26 protein-coding genes and 1 tRNA gene are annotated in these 17,351 nt (G+C 61.7%); 10 read left to right on the forward strand and 17 right to left on the reverse strand.

Annotated elements, in window-relative coordinates; genetic code table 11:
- Positions 1-107: 107 nt before the first annotated feature.
- The 9 genes from CDQ92_RS21175 to CDQ92_RS13030 form a co-directional block, all read right to left on the reverse strand.
- Positions 108-284: a hypothetical protein gene (locus CDQ92_RS21175; RefSeq protein WP_158213837.1), complete on the reverse strand. Its 177-nt coding sequence runs from the start codon at positions 282-284 to the stop codon at positions 108-110.
- Entirely contained in the window at positions 281-1,045 is a 765-nt protein-coding gene (locus CDQ92_RS12995) for an MBL fold metallo-hydrolase (protein ID WP_088441801.1), read from the reverse strand. Before CDQ92_RS12995 ends, CDQ92_RS21175 begins: the two co-directional genes overlap by 4 nt.
- Positions 1,046-1,058: 13 nt before the next feature.
- Entirely contained in the window at positions 1,059-1,835 is a 777-nt protein-coding gene (locus tag CDQ92_RS13000; RefSeq protein ID WP_088441802.1) for a TatD family hydrolase, read from the reverse strand.
- A complete protein-coding gene (gene metG / locus CDQ92_RS13005) occupies positions 1,835-3,412 on the reverse strand; it encodes a methionine--tRNA ligase (protein WP_088441803.1) in 1,578 nt (525 codons plus the stop codon). Before metG ends, CDQ92_RS13000 begins: the two co-directional genes overlap by 1 nt.
- 38 nt (positions 3,413-3,450) lie before the next feature.
- Entirely contained in the window at positions 3,451-4,431 is a 981-nt protein-coding gene (locus CDQ92_RS13010; protein WP_088441804.1) for a DNA polymerase III subunit delta', read from the reverse strand.
- On the reverse strand, positions 4,428-5,048 hold the full coding sequence (gene tmk / locus CDQ92_RS13015; protein WP_088441805.1) for a dTMP kinase: 621 nt from the start codon (positions 5,046-5,048) through the stop codon (positions 4,428-4,430). The genes CDQ92_RS13010 and tmk overlap by 4 nt, the downstream gene beginning before the upstream one ends.
- Positions 5,049-5,126: 78 nt before the next feature.
- Positions 5,127-6,128: a D-alanyl-D-alanine carboxypeptidase family protein gene (locus CDQ92_RS13020; protein ID WP_088441806.1), complete on the reverse strand. Its 1,002-nt coding sequence runs from the start codon at positions 6,126-6,128 to the stop codon at positions 5,127-5,129.
- Positions 6,103-7,065: a septal ring lytic transglycosylase RlpA family protein gene (locus tag CDQ92_RS13025; RefSeq protein WP_088441807.1), complete on the reverse strand. Its 963-nt coding sequence runs from the start codon at positions 7,063-7,065 to the stop codon at positions 6,103-6,105. Before CDQ92_RS13025 ends, CDQ92_RS13020 begins: the two co-directional genes overlap by 26 nt.
- Positions 7,049-8,110 carry a lytic murein transglycosylase gene (locus tag CDQ92_RS13030; RefSeq protein WP_088441808.1) on the reverse strand — a complete coding sequence of 354 codons (1,062 nt, stop codon included), beginning with the start codon at positions 8,108-8,110 and terminating at the stop codon, positions 7,049-7,051. Before CDQ92_RS13030 ends, CDQ92_RS13025 begins: the two co-directional genes overlap by 17 nt.
- Before the next feature lie 147 nt (positions 8,111-8,257).
- Between CDQ92_RS13030 and CDQ92_RS13035 the strand changes: the two genes are divergently transcribed.
- The 9 genes from CDQ92_RS13035 to CDQ92_RS13075 all read left to right on the forward strand — a co-directional run bounded on the left by CDQ92_RS13035 (position 8,258) and on the right by CDQ92_RS13075 (position 11,761).
- A tRNA-Ser gene (locus CDQ92_RS13035) sits at positions 8,258-8,347 on the forward strand.
- 125 nt (positions 8,348-8,472) lie between these two features.
- Complete coding sequence (locus tag CDQ92_RS13040) at positions 8,473-8,811, forward strand: GIY-YIG nuclease family protein (RefSeq protein ID WP_088441809.1); 339 nt, start codon at positions 8,473-8,475, stop codon at positions 8,809-8,811.
- Positions 8,801-9,061 carry a hypothetical protein gene (locus CDQ92_RS13045; protein ID WP_088441810.1) on the forward strand — a complete coding sequence of 87 codons (261 nt, stop codon included), beginning with the start codon at positions 8,801-8,803 and terminating at the stop codon, positions 9,059-9,061. The genes CDQ92_RS13040 and CDQ92_RS13045 overlap by 11 nt, the downstream gene beginning before the upstream one ends.
- The gene (locus CDQ92_RS13050; RefSeq protein ID WP_229667101.1) at positions 9,054-9,365 is read left to right on the forward strand and encodes an ASCH domain-containing protein; all 312 of its coding nucleotides are present in this window, start codon (positions 9,054-9,056) and stop codon (positions 9,363-9,365) included. The genes CDQ92_RS13045 and CDQ92_RS13050 overlap by 8 nt, the downstream gene beginning before the upstream one ends.
- 373 nt (positions 9,366-9,738) lie before the next feature.
- Positions 9,739-9,960, forward strand: coding sequence for a hypothetical protein (locus CDQ92_RS13055; RefSeq protein WP_088441811.1), 222 nt, complete (start codon positions 9,739-9,741; stop codon positions 9,958-9,960).
- A gap of 2 nt (positions 9,961-9,962) precedes the next feature.
- Positions 9,963-10,220 (forward strand): hypothetical protein, encoded by a 258-nt coding sequence (locus tag CDQ92_RS20890; protein ID WP_144035770.1) that lies wholly within the window; start codon positions 9,963-9,965, stop codon positions 10,218-10,220.
- On the forward strand, positions 10,153-10,749 hold the full coding sequence (locus tag CDQ92_RS13065) for a hypothetical protein (RefSeq protein ID WP_088441813.1): 597 nt from the start codon (positions 10,153-10,155) through the stop codon (positions 10,747-10,749). The genes CDQ92_RS20890 and CDQ92_RS13065 overlap by 68 nt, the downstream gene beginning before the upstream one ends.
- On the forward strand, positions 10,746-11,078 hold the full coding sequence (locus CDQ92_RS13070) for a hypothetical protein (protein WP_088441814.1): 333 nt from the start codon (positions 10,746-10,748) through the stop codon (positions 11,076-11,078). The genes CDQ92_RS13065 and CDQ92_RS13070 overlap by 4 nt, the downstream gene beginning before the upstream one ends.
- Before the next feature lie 152 nt (positions 11,079-11,230).
- Entirely contained in the window at positions 11,231-11,761 is a 531-nt protein-coding gene (locus CDQ92_RS13075) for an HNH endonuclease signature motif containing protein (RefSeq protein WP_088441815.1), read from the forward strand.
- Here the strand turns inward: CDQ92_RS13075 and lysC are convergent.
- Complete coding sequence (gene lysC / locus CDQ92_RS20895) at positions 11,758-12,042, reverse strand: Rz1-like lysis system protein LysC (RefSeq protein ID WP_144035771.1); 285 nt, start codon at positions 12,040-12,042, stop codon at positions 11,758-11,760. The two genes, CDQ92_RS13075 and lysC, sit on opposite strands and share 4 nt — an antisense overlap.
- A gap of 285 nt (positions 12,043-12,327) precedes the next feature.
- A complete protein-coding gene (locus CDQ92_RS13085) occupies positions 12,328-12,597 on the reverse strand; it encodes a hypothetical protein (RefSeq protein ID WP_144035772.1) in 270 nt (89 codons plus the stop codon).
- A gap of 113 nt (positions 12,598-12,710) precedes the next feature.
- Between CDQ92_RS13085 and CDQ92_RS13090 the strand changes: the two genes are divergently transcribed.
- A complete protein-coding gene (locus tag CDQ92_RS13090; protein ID WP_158213838.1) occupies positions 12,711-13,262 on the forward strand; it encodes an HNH endonuclease signature motif containing protein in 552 nt (183 codons plus the stop codon).
- A 5-nt stretch (positions 13,263-13,267) separates the two neighbouring features.
- On the opposite strand, the gene CDQ92_RS13095 is transcribed toward CDQ92_RS13090, so the two are convergent.
- The 6 genes from CDQ92_RS13095 to CDQ92_RS13120 are packed head-to-tail and all read right to left on the reverse strand — an operon-like array spanning position 13,268 to position 17,278.
- On the reverse strand, positions 13,268-13,891 hold the full coding sequence (locus CDQ92_RS13095; RefSeq protein ID WP_201792062.1) for a glycoside hydrolase family 108 protein: 624 nt from the start codon (positions 13,889-13,891) through the stop codon (positions 13,268-13,270).
- Positions 13,891-14,085 (reverse strand): hypothetical protein, encoded by a 195-nt coding sequence (locus CDQ92_RS13100; RefSeq protein ID WP_088441819.1) that lies wholly within the window; start codon positions 14,083-14,085, stop codon positions 13,891-13,893. The genes CDQ92_RS13095 and CDQ92_RS13100 overlap by 1 nt, the downstream gene beginning before the upstream one ends.
- A complete protein-coding gene (locus CDQ92_RS13105) occupies positions 14,082-14,282 on the reverse strand; it encodes a hypothetical protein (RefSeq protein ID WP_039571445.1) in 201 nt (66 codons plus the stop codon). The genes CDQ92_RS13100 and CDQ92_RS13105 overlap by 4 nt, the downstream gene beginning before the upstream one ends.
- Before the next feature lie 43 nt (positions 14,283-14,325).
- Complete coding sequence (locus tag CDQ92_RS13110; RefSeq protein ID WP_088441820.1) at positions 14,326-16,497, reverse strand: hypothetical protein; 2,172 nt, start codon at positions 16,495-16,497, stop codon at positions 14,326-14,328.
- Positions 16,498-16,950: a hypothetical protein gene (locus CDQ92_RS13115; protein ID WP_088441821.1), complete on the reverse strand. Its 453-nt coding sequence runs from the start codon at positions 16,948-16,950 to the stop codon at positions 16,498-16,500.
- A complete protein-coding gene (locus tag CDQ92_RS13120; RefSeq protein WP_088441822.1) occupies positions 16,940-17,278 on the reverse strand; it encodes a hypothetical protein in 339 nt (112 codons plus the stop codon). Before CDQ92_RS13120 ends, CDQ92_RS13115 begins: the two co-directional genes overlap by 11 nt.
- Between the last annotated feature and the right edge of the window lie 73 nt (positions 17,279-17,351).

The raw sequence follows: 17,351 nt of genomic DNA on the forward strand, positions 1-17,351 counted from the left end.
TTATCCGATAATATATATTATGTTAAATTATACTGCACATGGGTCAAGACGCGACCCCCCTGCCGTTGAAATCATGCAAATTTGCGGCGATATGATCGTGCCTCGATTCAGGTGACCATCTGCCACGTCCGGATGACCAGAAACACCAGCCCGAAAATCGCCGCCCACGCCAGCCCCATCTTGAGCCAGTCGGCCATAGGCAGTCGCCGCGCCAGCAGCGAACTGATGACCAGCGTCAGCGCGCCGACAAACCAGATCATCTGTACCGCTGTATCACCGCTCATAGCTGCACCTCCAACCCGTCGTACCCCGGTTCGACACCCGGCGGCAACTCGGCCGCCAGGTCGTCGTAATCCATCGTATTGTCCATATGGGTGATGATCGCGCGCGGATTGCCGCATTTTTCGAGCGCCGCAAGCGTCATCGCCAGATGCGGATGCGTCGGGTGGGGATAGCGGCGGAGCGCATCGATGATGAACAAGTCGACGCCCTGGAAGAAGTCGACCATGTCATCGGTAAACTTTGAAAAATCCGTGGCATAACCGATCTTGTGAACACCGTCGCTGAAGATCAGACCGCTGGCCTTGATCGGCCCGTGCGGCATTTCAATCGCCGAGACCTCGATCGGCCCGATCGATTGATGGTCGAGCAAATCGATCGGGTCGACCAGTGCCGGATAACCGGCGTTTCCGGCGAAGGCGTAGGTGAAACGCCACTTGAGCGTATCGAGGACATGATTGCGCGCATAGGCGGGCACCAGTGAGCCGCGCAGATGCATGATCTGGCGCAAATCGTCGAGGCCATGACAATGGTCGGCGTGCTCGTGCGTCCAGATGATCCCGTCGACGGCGCCGACCTCGGCATCGAGCAATTGCAGCCGCATGTCGGGACTGGTGTCGACGAGCAGCCTAAACCCGCCGAGCGAGATGAGGATCGAGGATCGGCTGCGCAGGTTGCGCGGATTGTCTGGGTCGCATTGCCCCCAGTCGTTACCAATCCGCGGCACGCCCGACGACGTGCCGCAACCCAGGATACGAACCTTCATAGCGCGCGTGACGTCATGGCGCCGCCTTGTTGAAAAGCGCGTAGAAATTCGCGCTAGTGGCCGCTCCCAGTGCTGCAGGCTCCTCGTCGCGCAGGGTTGCGAGAAACGCCAGCGTATCCGCGACAAACGCCGGTTCGCCGGTCTTGCCGCGGTGCGGCACGGGGGCGAGGAAAGGGGAGTCGGTTTCGATCAGCAGCCGGTCCTGCGGCAGCCATTTGGCGGTCGCTTGCAGATCGGCGGCGTTTTTGAAGGTCACGATGCCCGAGATCGAGATGAACAGCCCCAGGTCGAGCGCCTGGCGCGCGAAATCGTCGCTCGCGGTGAAGCAATGGATTACGCCGGGGAAGGTCGCCCTGCCCATCTCCTCACCCAGCAGCGCCAGCGTATCGGCCTCGGCATCGCGGGTGTGGACGATGATCGGCAGCCCCGTCGCCTGCGACGCGTGGATGTGGCGGCGGAAGCTGTCCTGCTGCCGCGCGCGGTCGCTCTTGTCGTAATAATAGTCGAGCCCGGTTTCGCCGATCCCGATCACGCGCGGGTGTGCGGCGCGCTCAATCAGCTTGGCGGTGTCGACGTCGGGATGATGATCGGCGTCATGGGGATGTATGCCGACGCTGGCCCACACGTCGGGATTGGCTTCAGCCGCCGCCAGCACATCGTCCCATTCGCTTTCTCGAGTCGCGATGTTGAGCATCGCGGTGACGCCGCGCGCGCGCGCGCGTTCAAGCACCTCGCCCTGCTGCTCGGCGAGCCCCTTGTAATTGAGGTGGCAGTGCGAATCGACGAGCATTACGCCTCCCCTTCCTCTTCTGGCAGGTCGAGGCGCGGGAAGAGGGGGGTCGGTTGGCCAACGATAAACCCGCTGGCAGCGAGGTTCGTAAACCAATCGCCATCGTTCAACGCCGTGAAATCGCGCGCTTCTTCGCCAATGCCCATCTGGTCGAGCAGGGTGTCGGCCGCGGTAGGCACCACCGGGCGGATCGCGATCGCGAGCGTGCGGACGACCTGAAACAACGTCATCAGCACCGCGCGCATCCGGTCGGGGTCGGTTTTGCGCAGCGCCCACGGGGCTTGCGTATCGACATATTGGTTGCACGCAAAGACGGCCCGCAGCCACTCCTCGATGCCTACCGAGAACGCGAGCTGTTCAAATTCGCGCGGCAGGAGGTTGCGGCACGCATCGTTGACGATTGACAGTAGCGCGTGATCATCTTCGTGCGACGCATAATCTGCTGTCAGGACACCGTTCAAATTCTTGAAAATCATCGACAAGCTGCGCTGCGCCAGATTTCCGAAGCTGTTCGCGAGATCGGCATTGGCGGTGCGCACGATCGCTTCGGCCGAGTACGTGCCGTCCTGTCCGAAGCTGACTTCGCGCAACAGATAATAGCGCAGCGGATCGACGCCGAAGGTATCGGCGAGCACCATCGGATCGACAACATTGCCGAGCGACTTCGACATCTTCTCACCGCGGTTGAGCAGGAAACCGTGCCCGAACACCTGCTTGGGCAGTGGCAGACCGGCACTCATCAGAAAGGCCGGCCAGTAAACCGTATGAAAACGCACAATATCCTTGCCGATCATATGGATATTGGCGGGCCAGAATTTGCCGAAATCGCCTTCGAGATCGGGATAGCCCAGCCCCGAGAGATAGGTGGTGAGCGCATCGACCCACACATACATCACATGTCCCGGCGAACCCGGCACCGGCACGCCCCAGTCGAAGCTGGTGCGCGAAACGCTGAGATCCTTGAGACCGCCTTCCACAAAGCGCATTACTTCGTTGCGGCGGCTCTCGGGGCGAATGAAGTCGGGCTGCTCTGCGTACAGCGCGAGCAACCGATCCTGATAGTTTGACAAGCGGAAGAACCAGCTTTCCTCGACTGTCCATTCGACCGGCGTTCGTTGCGGCGACAGGCGGGCGCCCCCTTCCCCGTCGACCAGTTCGCTTTCGTCGTAAAAGGCTTCGTCGCGAACCGAGTACCAGCCCTCGTAGCGATCAAGATAAAGATCGCCATTGGCCTCCATCGCGCGCCAGATCGCCTGCGACGCCGCGTGATGCGCCGCATCCGATGTCCGCATGAAATTATCATAGCTGATATTCAGCTTGGCATACATCTCTCGGAAATAGGACGACATTTCATTGGCGAGGTCGATCGTTTCGCGGCCTTGGTCGCGAGCGGTCTGAAACATCTTCAGCCCATGTTCGTCGGTGCCGGTGACCAGCCGCACGTCGCGGCCGCGCGCGCGCTGGAACCGTGCCATCACGTCGGTCGCGATTGCTTCATAGGCGTGGCCGATATGCGGCCGCCCATTGGGGTAGCTTATCGCGGTGGTGATATAGAAAGGTGCGCTGTTTTCGGACATGGCCGCGCCTTAGCCGCTGGCGCGCGCGAGGGAAAGCGTCAGCGTGCCGGTTGCGCGGAACGCGGCGCTAGGTCGGCCAGGCAATTGCCGATTTCGAATCCGACCATCGTACCGTCATAGGAACCGCGGATCGCGTCGCGCACGGTGCGCTGGACGCGGTCCCATTGCGCCAGGATCGGCGCGATCTCCGCCACCGATCGCTCGCGCGCCAGCTGCGCGAGCAGCCCGGGCACGATATCGATAACGAGTTCGAGCCTAGCGCGATTGCTGGTGCCGCCAACCTCGCGCGCCAGCGCCTCGCGCAGCCGGTTCTCGGGGTCGCCGGTCGCGGCAATCGCCAGCAGCTTTTTCTCCATCGTGGCGACATCGCTGTCGATCAGTGCGAGTGCCTTGCCTGGCACACCGCCCGACGCGGCGACGATTGCGCGCACTTCGGCGATCTCGAGCATCGGGCGCAGGTCGTGCAGCCATGCTGTCATGACGTCACGATCAACCGGTTGAAAACGCAGTGTTCTGCATCGCGACCGGATCGTCGGCAGCAAACGCCCCGGCGAATGGCTGACCAGCAGGAACAGCGTTTTTGCTGGCGGTTCCTCCAGCGTCTTGAGCAGCGCGTTGGCGGCGTCGGTCTCGAGATCGTCGATCGCATCGACGATGATGACCCTCCACTCACCGAGCGATAGCGACAGATGCAAGCGGCGGATCATCGTTCGCACCTGATCGATCGTGATGTTCCGCGCGAACTCCTTGCTCTTGTCCTTGAGCTGGCGCGTCAGATGAAGGATCTCGGGGTGATTGCCCGCTTCGACCAGCCGACCCGCGGCGCTGTCGCCGGGATCGCCGAGCGCAACGGCCTGCCCATCGCCGCCGCGGCCATGGGTGACGAGGAACCGCGCGACGCGGGCCGCAAAAGCCCCCTTCCCCATCCCCTGCGGTCCGGCGAGCAGCCAGGCGTGATGCAGCCTGCCCCCCTGCCAGCCTTCGAGAAAGGCCGCCTCGGCGTCTTGATGGCCGATCATAGCCATTCGGCTAGTCCGGCCAGGATTGCTGCCGTTACCTGCTCCGCGGGGGCATCGGCGTCGATAACACGCCAGCGTTCGGGCTCCGCCTCGGCCATTTCGACGAAGCGCGCCGCAAGGCGCGCCTGATAGTCGGCGGGTTTGCTGCCCATCCGATCACTACCGCCGCGTGCGGCAAGGCGGCGCGCGGCTTCGGCAGGGCTGACGGTGAGCAGGAAGGTGCGGTCGGGCAACAAGCCTTCGGACCCCACGCCATGCAGCGTCAAAATGTCAGCGTCGGTAATGCCGCCGCCGCCGCCCTGATAGGCGCGGCTCGAATCAACGAAGCGGTCGCACAGCACCCACGCGCCGCGCGCCAGCGCCGGGCGGATCGTGCGCGCGACATGGTCGGCGCGCGCTGCGGCGAACAACAAGACTTCGCTGCGTGCGTCCCAGCGGTCATCGCTGCCTTCCATCAACAGCGTCCGGATCGCTTCGGCGCCGCCGCTGCCACCGGGCTCGCGCGTGGTGACGACATCGATATCGCGTGCGGCCAGCGCGGCCGCCAACGCGCGGATCTGCGTCGATTTGCCGACCCCCTCGCCGCCTTCGAGTGTAATAAAGCGCCCACGCGTCATACCGACCGCCCGTTGAGTTCGTGAAGGAACAAGTGCGCCTGCATTATGCGGCAGTAGCCGCCAGCACGCGCTTTGTCATCACGGCGCAGCGCGAGCGCTACCACTCGCAGCTTTTTTGCCTTGGCGGCTGTCGTTCGAAGCCAACGCTACGGAGAAACCCCAGGTCATCAGCCGCTCGGCCTCTTCGCGCCGCGCCTTGTCGCTCGGCAAACCGGCAACGACCATGATCAGCCGCCGCCCGTCGCGCTTCGCGGAGCCCAGCAAGCAATAGCCCGCTTCGGACGTGTGCCCCGTCTTCAATCCATCGGCGCCCAAAACGCGCCCAAGGATGGGATTGCGGTTCGCCTGAATGATCGGTTTGCCTTCGGGCGAGGTGCCATGCTGTAGCTTTGGCAGCGAGAAATAGCGGGCGTAGCCAGCGGGATGATCGCGGATCAGCCGGTCGGCAAGCGTGATGAGGTCGCTGGCGCTGACCTTGGTCACCCCGCCATCGGGCCAGCCGTTCGTCGTTCCGAAATTACTCGATTTCATACCAATTTGTGCAGCTATAGCGTTCATTCGTTTGATAAAAGCCGCTTCGTTGCCGTCGATCCCCACCGCCAGCGCGGCGGCGGCGTCATTGCCAGATACGGTGATCAGGCCTTTCAGCAGCTCATCGACCGAGACCTTTTCGCCAGGGCGCAGGAACATCGTCGATCCGCCGTTGCTGCCTCTCCATTTCTTCCACGTCGCTTCGCTGACGGTGAACTGCTTGTCGCGCGCCAACTCGCCCTTTTTGATCAGGTCGAGAACAACATAGGCGGTCATGACCTTCGCCATCGACGCTGGGGCAAAGCGCTTGTCTGCACCGCGCGAGAACAGAACCTCGCCCGAATCGAGATCCTTGAGCATCACGATCGGTGCTTGGGTGGTGTAGGGCGCTCCAGCTGTTGTTGCCGCTGTCGGACCAGCTTCGCCTGCCGCGACCGACGGCGCCGCAACCAGGATCGCGAGCGCTGTTAAAGTCGCAGCACTTCGCTTTGTAACCGATAGAATTTTTATCAAGGGTAGCTCGTCAGTGATCGCGTTGGACCAGCGCATCGCTGAAGCCCTTGGTCCTGGCCGTGGCGAGACCGCCCTGTGCTTCGGCTTCGCTGGCGAAGGGACCGATCCGAACCCGCCACAAATTGCCCGCCTTCCTCACGGTCCCGCCAACCGATTTCGCCGCGGCATTGGCCCGGCTCTCGCTGCTGAACGCACCGACCTGCACAACATATTTGCCGGTGTTTGGCACAACGGGCTTGCTGACGAGTTTTGCGGGCGGGCTACCATCGACTGCCACTCGGTCGTCGCCGGCCTTGGCTTTTCCCGATGCAACCGGCGACGCTGGTTGCGATTCGATAGCCGGTGTCGGCGCCATCCCTTTGGGAATCGGCATTGCTTGTATTTTGGAGCGTAAGATCGCGAGCAAAGACCCAGGGGTCGCAATGCGCTCGCGCACCGGTCCTCCGGCGCGCAGTTGCGCACGCTCGGCAGCGGGCGGGCTAGTCCGGCGGACCCGGACTGCGGAAACGCCAGCGCTCAGCCCCAGCTGCTCCGCCGCGCCGCGCGACAGGTCGATCAGGCGATCGTTCACCATTGGCCCACGATCATTGACGCGGACCAAGATTGTCCGTCCGGTGTCGAGCGCGGTGACCTCGATATAGCTGGGCAGCGGTAAAGTCTTGTGCGCGGCACTGATCCCGGCAGGGTCGAATGTCTCGCCATTAGCAGTCGGTCGCCCGGCCAGTTCTTCGCCATACCAGCTGGCATAGCCAACCTCGTCATAATCCGCGGTATCGGCGGGCGTATAGGTCGTCCCACCGATCGTATAGGCGTCGCCGATCTTGACCGGCGTGTCGCTGACGCCGTTCGCGGATTGGGCCGGTGTGGGGCTAGCGGTCGGCCCGCCGTGGCGCTCGCCGCCGAAACTGCCGCAGCCGGCGATTAGCAGCATCGCCCCGGCCATCAGCCCCGTCTTTCTACCGATCGATTTCATCCGCCAGCAACCCCACTGATAATGCGTAAAAATTGGAACAATTATAGTCCAATATCGCACGATAGTTACCGGTCAGCAAAAATGCGGTCCGTCCGGGGCCGTCGGGTTCGAGCAGAACCGCCTGAACCTGTCCGTCGGGCCAGCGACCGCCGATCGGCTGGATGCCGTCGGCGCGCCATTCGGCCATCGAGCGCCAGCGGCTATGGCGCGCGAAAACGCGGGGGCAGCGGGTGGGAGTCAGGCGGCTGGCAAAACGATTACGGTCGAAGCTGCTCGGCACGGTTACGGCCACGCCCCATGGCTGCCCGGCGCGCCAGCCGGCGCGGCGGAGATAAGCGCCGATCGATTCAATCGCATCGGCCTCGCTCGACCAGATATTGGCGCGTCCGTCGCCGTCGCCATCTTCGGCGACTGCCAGATAGACCGACGGCAGGAATTGCGGATAACCGAACGCCCCTGCCCAGCTGCCTTTCAGCACCTCGCGGGGCACGCCGCGTTGGACCATCTCCATTGTCGCGATGAATTCCGGCTCGAACAGGCTGCGGCGGCGCCCTTCATAGGCCAGCGTCGCCAGCGCTTCGGGCAGGTCGAAGCTGCCCGTGACCTGGCCATAGGCGGTTTCATGGCCATAGATTGCGATCATGATACTCGTCGGCACCCCGGTGCGCGCCTCAATTCGCGACAGCAGCGGCAACAGGCGATCGTGGACGCGGCGCCCGCCGTTGATCCGTGCGGCATCGACGTGCCGTGCCTTATAGGGCGCGAAGTTCGGAATCGGCGTGTCGTTGGTCGGCGGGCTGCCCAGATTGTCGCGGTCGAGCGCAATCACGCGCTGATTATAGCGCAGCCCAGCGGTGACCCGATCAAACACCTGTCGCGATACGCCGCGCGCTTGTGCCTTGGGCCACAGCGACTGCACATAAGCATCAAAGCCGCCGTCGCCGCTCTGCGCGTGAAGCGGCGCCGATGCAGTGAGCAGCCATGCCGACAGGACGGCAGCGGCAACGGCGAAAAGGCGTCCGATTCTTAAAAAGATAGCGTGCATGATGTCCCACCCATAAAACGTGTCTCGCACAGATGCGAGCGGCTTGGCTAGGCAATGGCGGGACGAGCCGAGTCATTCGCACGGCGGGCCGAGCCGGGCAGGTTTTTCTTGCCGCATCGGCCCATCGCGCTATGGCGGCGACCGTGCGGACAGGTGGCCGAGTGGTTTAAGGCAGCGGTCTTGAAAACCGCCGTAGCGGCAACGTTACCGAGGGTTCGAATCCCTCCCTGTCCGCCAATTCCCTAGGCTTTTCGGGCGATAACGACGCCGCGCAAACTGCGCCGTTCGCGTCCCGTTCTACTGCTGACGATGGCGCGGAAGTCGGCACACACCTTCCGGTGTCGGTTTGCGGCGAAATCATAATGATGCGGGTGGAACAGGTGAACGCCATTATCCGCGCTCATCACGAATCGGCTGATCGGTCAGAGTGCGGCAAGTTTTGCTATTTCGCTGCCGCCCCTGATGGGCTGATCAAGATCGGTTATAGCAAGAATCTCAAGATGCGGCTGACGAAGCTGCGGAACAACCATGGCGATGACATGGAGATTCTTGCGGTCGCCACTGGCGGCATAGAGCGTGAAAGCGCCTACCATTTCCAATTTGGCGAACACCGCGTCGAAGGCGAGTGGTTTGAGCGTCACCCCGACATCCTTGCCGAGATTGAACGGCTCAACGCAAAGGATCTGCGCAATGCCTACTGACACCGATACCCGCCACGATTCCGCCCTGCAAGAGTGGCTGCCATGGTCTGGCGGCATCTGTCCCGTCGATCTGCTTACGGTCGTCGAATATCGCCTGCGCCTCCAAACGGCGGATGGCATGCCCCTCGTAAGCACTGCGGGCAATCTGCGCTGGGACCATGGCAGGACGCCGGAAAGCGCGGCAGACGCCAGCCTGCGCCGCAATGACATCGTGGCTTACCGTATCAAGGAAAGCCGTGATCATGGGTGACCTAGCCATCCGAACGCTCACCCTGCCTCTGAACGGCGAGTATTTCGACGCTATCGCGCGCGGCGAGAAGTTGGAGGAATATCGGCTCGCAAATGACTTTTGGTCGAGCCGCATAGTTGGCCGCACCTTCGACCGTATCGTCCTGACCCGTGGCTATCCGAAAGGCGGCGGTGTCGAAGGGCAAACCCGCCTTACGAGAGAGTGGTTGGGCTATCAGGTTCGGTGGATCACGCATCCGCATTTCGGCCCGCATTCCGTTCAGGTGTTTGCGATCGATGTTTCCACACAGGACCAACCCTCATGACCCATCATCGCACGGGGAGCGGGAAGCGGGACAAGGCCGATAGGCCAATCACGCTTACACCGGCACAGGTGACGGCGCTGATTGCATTTGAGGAAGGGGGGCGTTGGTATGGTCCTTCTGTCCCGACCGCGCGCATCGGAAGGTTCAAGGGGGCTCTGGCAGCCAAGGGCTTGCTGGAGCGAATGGTGAGCAGCGACAACTACGGGCGCTCGACACCATTTTATCGCCTCACATCCTACGGGATGGATGTTCGCCGCATGTGCATTGCTCGGAGCCCCACCCCGGAACAACCAGCATGACCTTCACCCCCGACGAGATCAGCGTGATCCGCGAACGCTACCACGGCCCGATGGCATGTTTAAGGAGATGACCGATGGGAATTGAGCGCGGTTGGATTACCCACGGCGGGGGCAAGCGTCCAGTCGCGCCCGATACGCCTGTCGAGGTGCGCCACAGGAGCGGTGAGGAAAGCGGCTCGTACATGGCCCACTACGGCAACGACGCTCGCGCCTGTTGCTGGGCATGGAAGCACGTCGGCGATCCCGGTGACATTGTGGCCTACCGCGTTCTGCCCGCCACCCCCAAGGAGTCCTAACCATGCCTTCCCAACTGGTCGAGCTTAAATTCGTCAACAGCGATGCGCGCCCGAAAACAACGGTCCTGCAAGTCAGCACTGCCAGCATCGCGCCGATCATGGCTTGGTACGGCGCCTATTATGCTGGCGATCGATATGCGGTTTATGCGGACGGCGAGAAAATGCCGAAGGATCAAAACGGAGAACTGACCCATGAACGACCTACACGCACTAGCAGCATTTCAGGCGCTGGACGAGAGACGGCTGCAACCCGTGGATAAGGAGGCGGTGGCGCCGGAGATTGCGGCGTGTCCCTTCGGCCACCCGTTCGTCGCGAAGTATTCCCGGTCAGCCGTTCAGCGCGTCGTGTGGGCGCGCGGTTTTGCGGATCGCTACAAAGTCATGTGCGAGTGTGGCGCAGAGGGTCCGTATGGTGACACGCAGAAGGCCGCGCTCGCTGCATGGAACGCTCGCCAGTCCGAGACCGGGGCCGCGCTTACCAGAGATGGGAGAGGGGTGTTGGACGGCTGGAAGATGGGTGCCAGCGATGAAACCGGACCGTGGGCGACTTCGCCTAGCCAGATAACAGTCAGCGACCACATGCTGAAATCCACCGAAGCCCTTGCCGAAAGGGTAGCGGCAATGCGCTTCACAAAAACGATCAGCGGCGATCCATGGGAGAGCGACACGACGGTTGACCAGATCGAGCCGAATGCGTTGGCAAACACGGTTGGACCGATCCTGAAAGCGTTTCGTGAGATGCTCGCCGCCCTTGCTCAGCCGGTCGAGGCGGGGGAGGATGGGGCGTGAGCTTCTCCGGTGAAAAGACCGTCAAGGCTACCCGCAAGCGGCACGTCTGCATTGCCTGCAACAAGTTCATTGAGATTGGCGAGTCGGCGATCAATTGGGCCGGGATGACAGATGGCGACTTCAACAGCGTCTATTACCACCACGAATGCCGCGCCGCCGAGATCGGACTTAACGACTTGGCGGGCCTGCGCGGTGATGAATGGATGGGCTTGTCAGAGGCGGATCGGGAGGATTACCCATGGCTCAAGGCCGAACACCCTATCGCGTATCGCCGCTTGCTTATGACCAGAGAGCAGGCCGCAGCCCTCAAGGACACGCCCGTTGAATAGGCGGCGAGCCGACCGGCTTCAGTCCGGCAGCGCGTCCGACCATGCCTTGATTGGCTTGCGAACATAGCGTGATTCTGCTAGAAAAATTGCGGCCCAACGGGTGCGACTAACACCGCGCTGGGCCTGACCACAAATGCAAAGGATCTGCACCGATGGCTAAGCGCCCTTTACCCACACCAGAAGAATTGCGTCAACTTGTTCGCTATGAACCGGAGACAGGAAAGTTTTATTGGCTCCCTAGGGAAGCTGACACCCAACCAAAGCGCACTTGGAATACGCGATATGCGGGAAAGAAAGCGGACAGGCCAAACGGCCATGGCTATTGCCGGATCGGCATCTTTAATCGTGACAGCATGGCTCACCGCGTAGCGTGGTGTCTTTTTTACGGCGAGTGGCCAGAAAAAATGATCGACCACATCAATGGTGACCCGACCGACAATCGAATAGATAATTTACGGCTGACCACTCCATCCGATAACCAGAAGAACGCCAAGCGCCCAAAGAGCAACACAAGCGGGCATTGCGGTGTCGGTTGGCATAAGCAACGCAGGAAATGGCGAGCCTATGTCCAAACAAACGGCAAGCATATCAGTTTGGGGTTCTATGACGAAAAATCGGACGCGGTGACCGCCGCTCAAGCGAAGCGGGAAGAATTGGGATTCTCGGAAAGGTACAAAACCTAATCGAGCATTTCTGACCAGCGCCTTATGCCCGCAAGATTACCGGCGCACGATCCCCAAGCCGAGCGAAGCGCCAGCGCATAGTCCAGCATCAACGCATCGCGCGCGTCTTGCTGGTCGCGATCCGGTAGCGACGGCGGAAGTGGCTCCCCGTCACAGGTGAGCAATTCAGCGGGTGGGCGAACCGCTACCGCCAGCGCCTTGTGACCGCAGCCGCTCAAGACCAGCGCGCAGCTTGTCGTCACTATCGCGAGCAGCATCGCGCGCGCTCTGGTTTTGGGCATCGATCGATCCTTTCTTGTCAGCCGCCACGTCCAGCGCAACAGCATCAGCCTTAACGTCAGCATCCTTCACTACCTTGCTGGCAGCTTCATATGCCCTTGCACGGTCGCGCCACTTGTCCCTGTCTCCATCAACAGACGCGAGACGCCAGCACAGGACGCCGCACAGCAGCAACAGGACAGCGAAGGCGAGACGCACTGGCTCATCGGTCAACCAGCGCCACAGGGACGCGAGAGGGGCTAGGATGGCCTTTAGGATCGACGGGACAGCGAGCGTGGGGAACGGCATCAGCGTTGCTCCTCAACAGGGACCGGCATGTTGGCTGGCTGCTCAATCTGGACGGGCTGCGGCTTGTCGTCCCCGGCACTCTTGCCGAAGTAGAAGCCCACAACGAGACCGGCGAGCGTGTTGACGCCGCCGACAAGCTGGATGATCGCGTCCCGGTTCACGTCGGGGACCACAATGAAGGTCAGGACGATGATAGCCCCGCCGAACAGTGCCAGGATCAACAGGGCGATGGCAAAGCGTTGCATGTCGCGGGATAGCCAGCTTCTCATTTCAGATCCTCCATTGCTTGCGAGCGATGGGCGATTCTGCTATGAAAAACGGACCGCGACGGCGCTACCAACGCCGTGCGGCCCTGACCACAAACGAACATGGAGCGTTCGATATGGCTACCAAGCCCCTGCCACCGCAAGACCTTCTGCGCAACCGCCTGAGCTATGAGGCGGACACCGGAGCGCTTATTTGGCGCGAGCGCCCCGCTTCCAATTTTCCGGCAAGCCGCTACCCAAAGGATCGATTGGCGAAAATATGGAACGGCAAGTTCGCCGGTGGGCCTGCCCTCGCTTCCCCTATGGCGAACGGCTACCTGCATGGTGCGCTTGATAGCGTCGATTATTTGCAGCACCGGATTATCTGGAAATTGATTACTGGCGTCGACCCGGAACATATTGATCACATCAACGGCGTTCGCGACGACAATCGCCTTTGCAACCTTCGCTCGGTGAGCGTCAGCGGCAACATGCGGAACCGGCGCATTTCCAGCAACAACCAGTCGGGCGTTATCGGCGTTTACCTCGAAAAGAAAACCGGCCTGTGGTGTGCCAGCATAGAGGTGGACGGCGTCGTGATTTATCTTGGTCGCCATGTTCACATCGCTGACGCTCAGGCCGCGCGTGTGGCGGCAGAGATTGAGCATGGGTTCATATCGAGATATTGAAACCATCATGCCGCCCCCAATGCCAAAGCGCGCACCTCGGTAACGCGGCGGGTCCATCCCTTGCCGAACGTCGCGAACGTCCCCAGCCCGCGTAGGAAGGCCATGCGGCGGTCACAGATAGCGTTGACCAGCGTTGCCGCGTCCTGAGCCTTTGCGGCCGCAATCGTCGCCGGTCCGATAGCGCCGTCCTGCGCCACGCCAACCGCCGCTTGCAGATACTTCGCAGCTCGGTTGATGCCGCTGTTCACCGCGAAGTCGAACACGCAATAATCGACACCGGCAGGAAGGTCGTCGCCCTTGATCGCGTCCCAATAGTCGCGGCGATAGATCGCTGCCACCTCGGCGTCGGTGATGTTGCGGACGGACTGGCGCGGTTGCCCCTGCCGGTCGCGCCAGCTATCATAGGTGCGCTGGATAATGCCCTTGTTCGTGGCGCCACCGGGGTCTTTCGGGTGGTTCACATAGCCGCCCTCATGTTTCAGGATATGGGGCAGCCAGTGGTCGAAGCGATCATGGGTGACAGCTTCTGTCATGCCCAGCGCCTGCGCAATCGCAGCAATGGTCTGTGGGCCTATCCTGCCATCGGGCGTCACGCCTACGCGGCGCTGAATGTCTGCCAAGGTGGTCACTACTTACGCTCCTTGCGCTTGATGGCATCCACCTGCGCTTTCATGGTGTCCGGCACATGCTCACCCAGCGTGGCAGCCTCAGCCATGCCCAGAGCGATATCGAGCGGCCCGACAATCTCGGCACACGCCAACGTCAACTTGATCGATGCCGCCTGCACAGCGCGAATGGCGGCGATCTGTCCGGCACCGTTCATTTCATTCTCTGATCGAGATGTTGGATTGTCACGGTCAACGCGGTCAAAGCCTTCGCCAGTTCGATGTCCGAAGCCGCGCGCGCGAGTTCGACCTGTCCCCGCTTTTCCGCGCCAGTCTTTTCGCGCCAGACCAGATAGAGGACCATGAGGCCCATCGATCCGAATTGCCCGAATGCGGTGATCAATTCAGGCGTCATTCCCCGACCTTTACTGCTAGGGTGTGGATGTCTGATTGCTGGGTCATGCGGCCAACCATTGCAGCAGCCCCCCGCGCAGTGATTTTGTCCCGGTGTTCGTCCAGTTTGAGGTGTTGCCGTCCGCATCGCGGGTAAGCGTGATCACGCCGCTGCTGTCGATCAGCGAATAGGCCAAAACGTAGTTCGCGCCCGCGTCCAGAGCTGACACCGTGCCAGCTGGAGTGGTCACAGAGGGGCGGAAACTTGCGGGAACGCCGGTCAGGGTAAGGCTGGTTGCATTACTGGTGCCGCTAAGTCCGCTGGCGGGAAGCTGAACCGAACACACCCTGCCCTGCCGCACAAAGCGAACCGTCGCCGTAACCGTCGAATCCACGCCGGTCATCGTGATGTCGGAGGTGATGCTGTAATTGCCCGATAGAGTGGCAGCGATGGTGTTGCCGCTCGTCGAGACAAGCTCGCCAGCCGTGCAGGCGGTCAGGTCGAAGTCCTCGAAGAACATCGTGCCGCCAGTGTTCGTGTTCACGACGACGAGGCCGTTGACCATCACGTTCGTATCGACCGCCGCGTTGCGGGCGTCGGTGCGCCAGCGGGCAATGCGCAGATCGATGTTGTTGCCCTCGATCCGAGCGACCGAAGGATTGACGCTGGCGTGGCGCGTGTTGGTCGTTCGGGCGTCGATGGTGGCGCGGGAAATGTTCGCCCCGATCATCCACCCGACGCGCTGGCTTTCCTCGTCAGCAATCCCGTAAAAGCCATCATTGGCATTCGCGATGGTGACCGCGCCGTCATTGCCGTTCGGGTTGCCATGGCCAAAGCAGGAGCAGCCTTCGAACCGGTTGAAGCTGTTGCGCAATACACTGGACGGGCCGATATCCCAGAATGCCTCGCCCTTCTTGTACGTGCCGTTCGCATTCGTCGCGCTGGGGGACAGGTTGTTGGTGACCGTGCCGCCCAAGGATTTGCAGTTCGACGCGCCCCGGTCAGTGAGGCCGGTGAACACCACGCCGCGACGGCAATCGATGATCGTCGGGTTCTTGACGATCATCCCGTCTGCGCCGTGGGTGTCGATCGCGTGCCAGGTTGGAACGTTGATGATCGTTGGACTGTCCACGATGATATCGCGGCTGTGCGGGTCACGAACGCGGTCAGGGGTGCCGCCGGTCAAAGCAGTGGCAGTAAAGCCGTAGGCGTTGAGTTCGCTCGTTACCGGATTGCCCGTGTCGAGCTGGCCCGCGAGGGTGTTCACATAGAGGCCAGACGAACGGTACAGATCGACCGAATAGCAATAGACCCCGGCATAGCCGCCGTTGAGGACCCGCAGATTTTCGTCGCCGCAGTTGCGGGCATAGCGCCATTCGACCGCGATGCTGCCGAACCCGTCAAAGGTCGCGTTCTTGATGCGGACATTCTGGATAAACGTCGGGGCCACCGCTGCACCGTTGCGGGTGCCGGTGACGAGGATCGCGTTGCTGCTGGCGTTATAGCCGCTGGTCAGCGATCCGGTGTACGACCACGACCCACCATCCCACTCGCTGCCGTCCGCGCCAGTGGCAAAGGTCAGCGCGGTAATCGCGGCCGACACAACAAGGCTTGCGCCCGTCGCAACGACCTTCACCTTGCCGGTGACACTGACCCCGGTTGCGGGCCAGTTATAGGTCACGCCGGGACGGAAATGCAGTTCGGCGCCGCGCGCGATGGCGGCGTTAAAAGCCTCTTGGAAACTGTTGTAATCTTCGGTCCAGACGTGAAGGCGGTTGTAAATGACCCCTAAGTTGGTCGCATTCCCGCCAGTGGCGATAGCCCCCACCAGTGCAGCACCACCAGACGCTGCGAGCGTAGTAGACGTAGGGCGGGCATTGAGTGATGCCTGCACCGTCCCGCCGCTTGCGCCGACCAAGGTGGCGCCGGTTTCGGCAGACAAGTCCACGGTCAGTGCACCAGCGTCAACCATCGGGACGCCGGTTTCCACCGACACAAACACGTCGTTGGCGTCGTAAAACCGGATGTCATAAGTGCCGTTGGCGACATACCAGCGGAACATGCCGTTCTCATCGCTCAAGGCCGCGTTGGCGACACCTGACACGGTGGAGATCGGGGTGCTGCTCGCGTCCGCGAAAATATCGACCGCGTTGCCGCCAGCGTCGAACAGCTTGGCGAAATAACCCGGCAGGGAATCGCCGCTGCGGTTGGTGAAGGCGTTGGTATATTTGAACATTTATGCCCCGCTGGTGTTGGAGAAAGTGGCAAAAGCGATGGCTGCGGCGGTTTGGCCGTTGCTATCGGTGACAGTGCAGGTAAATTGCGCGTCCTCACTGGACCCCGGACCAAGCCCCATCGCGAACTTGGTCGTTGCGCTGGTTGGCGAGTAGATCGAGGCAGCGGGGCCGCTGGTTTGCACCCAAGCGTAAGTGTACGGTGCAGTCCCGCCGACAACGGTTGCGGTGACATTACTCGTGACAACCGCGGCAACGGAGGCGGAGTTGACAGATGCGTCGCTGGATTGCGGCGAGACGCTCAGCGAGATCGGCGGGGCGAACGACTGGACCAGCTTCCACGCGCTGCCGTTCCATGCCTCGATACGGGTGACGCGCTTGGCCGTGGTTGCAGGGTAAACCCGCACGGCCTCAACGTCTTTCGTCTCGGACCCGACGATGACTTTAAGCGGCATAGTAGAACACCACCGACCCGGCAGGCGGCGAAGTGGGAGCCGCTGACCCGTCAACCAGCGAGTAAATGCGCGGGCCTGTGTGGGCAGCGTCGTTGGCGTAGTAATGCCCGCCAAAGCCCGACCGGATGATGTTGCCGGTGACGGTCCCGCCAGTCAGAAGCAGCGGGTTGCCGAGGGCTGCCACGGTGTTGGCAAGCTCTTTGCCGTCAGCCATGAGTTGGCGCACTTGGTTGTTGTAGCTCGCCAGTGCGGTGCTGTTTTCGGCAAGCGAAAGCCCCGCCAGCGTGAGGTTCGCGCTGGGCGTGATACTGTAGTCGCTGAAAGCCATGGCCTTTGCGTCCTTTTGGTGTTAGCGATGTGGGATGAGCGATATGGTCTATATGGCGCTGGTTATTGCCTGC

The organism is Sphingopyxis bauzanensis, assembly GCF_002205675.1.
Taxonomy (GTDB): domain Bacteria; phylum Pseudomonadota; class Alphaproteobacteria; order Sphingomonadales; family Sphingomonadaceae; genus Sphingopyxis; species Sphingopyxis bauzanensis.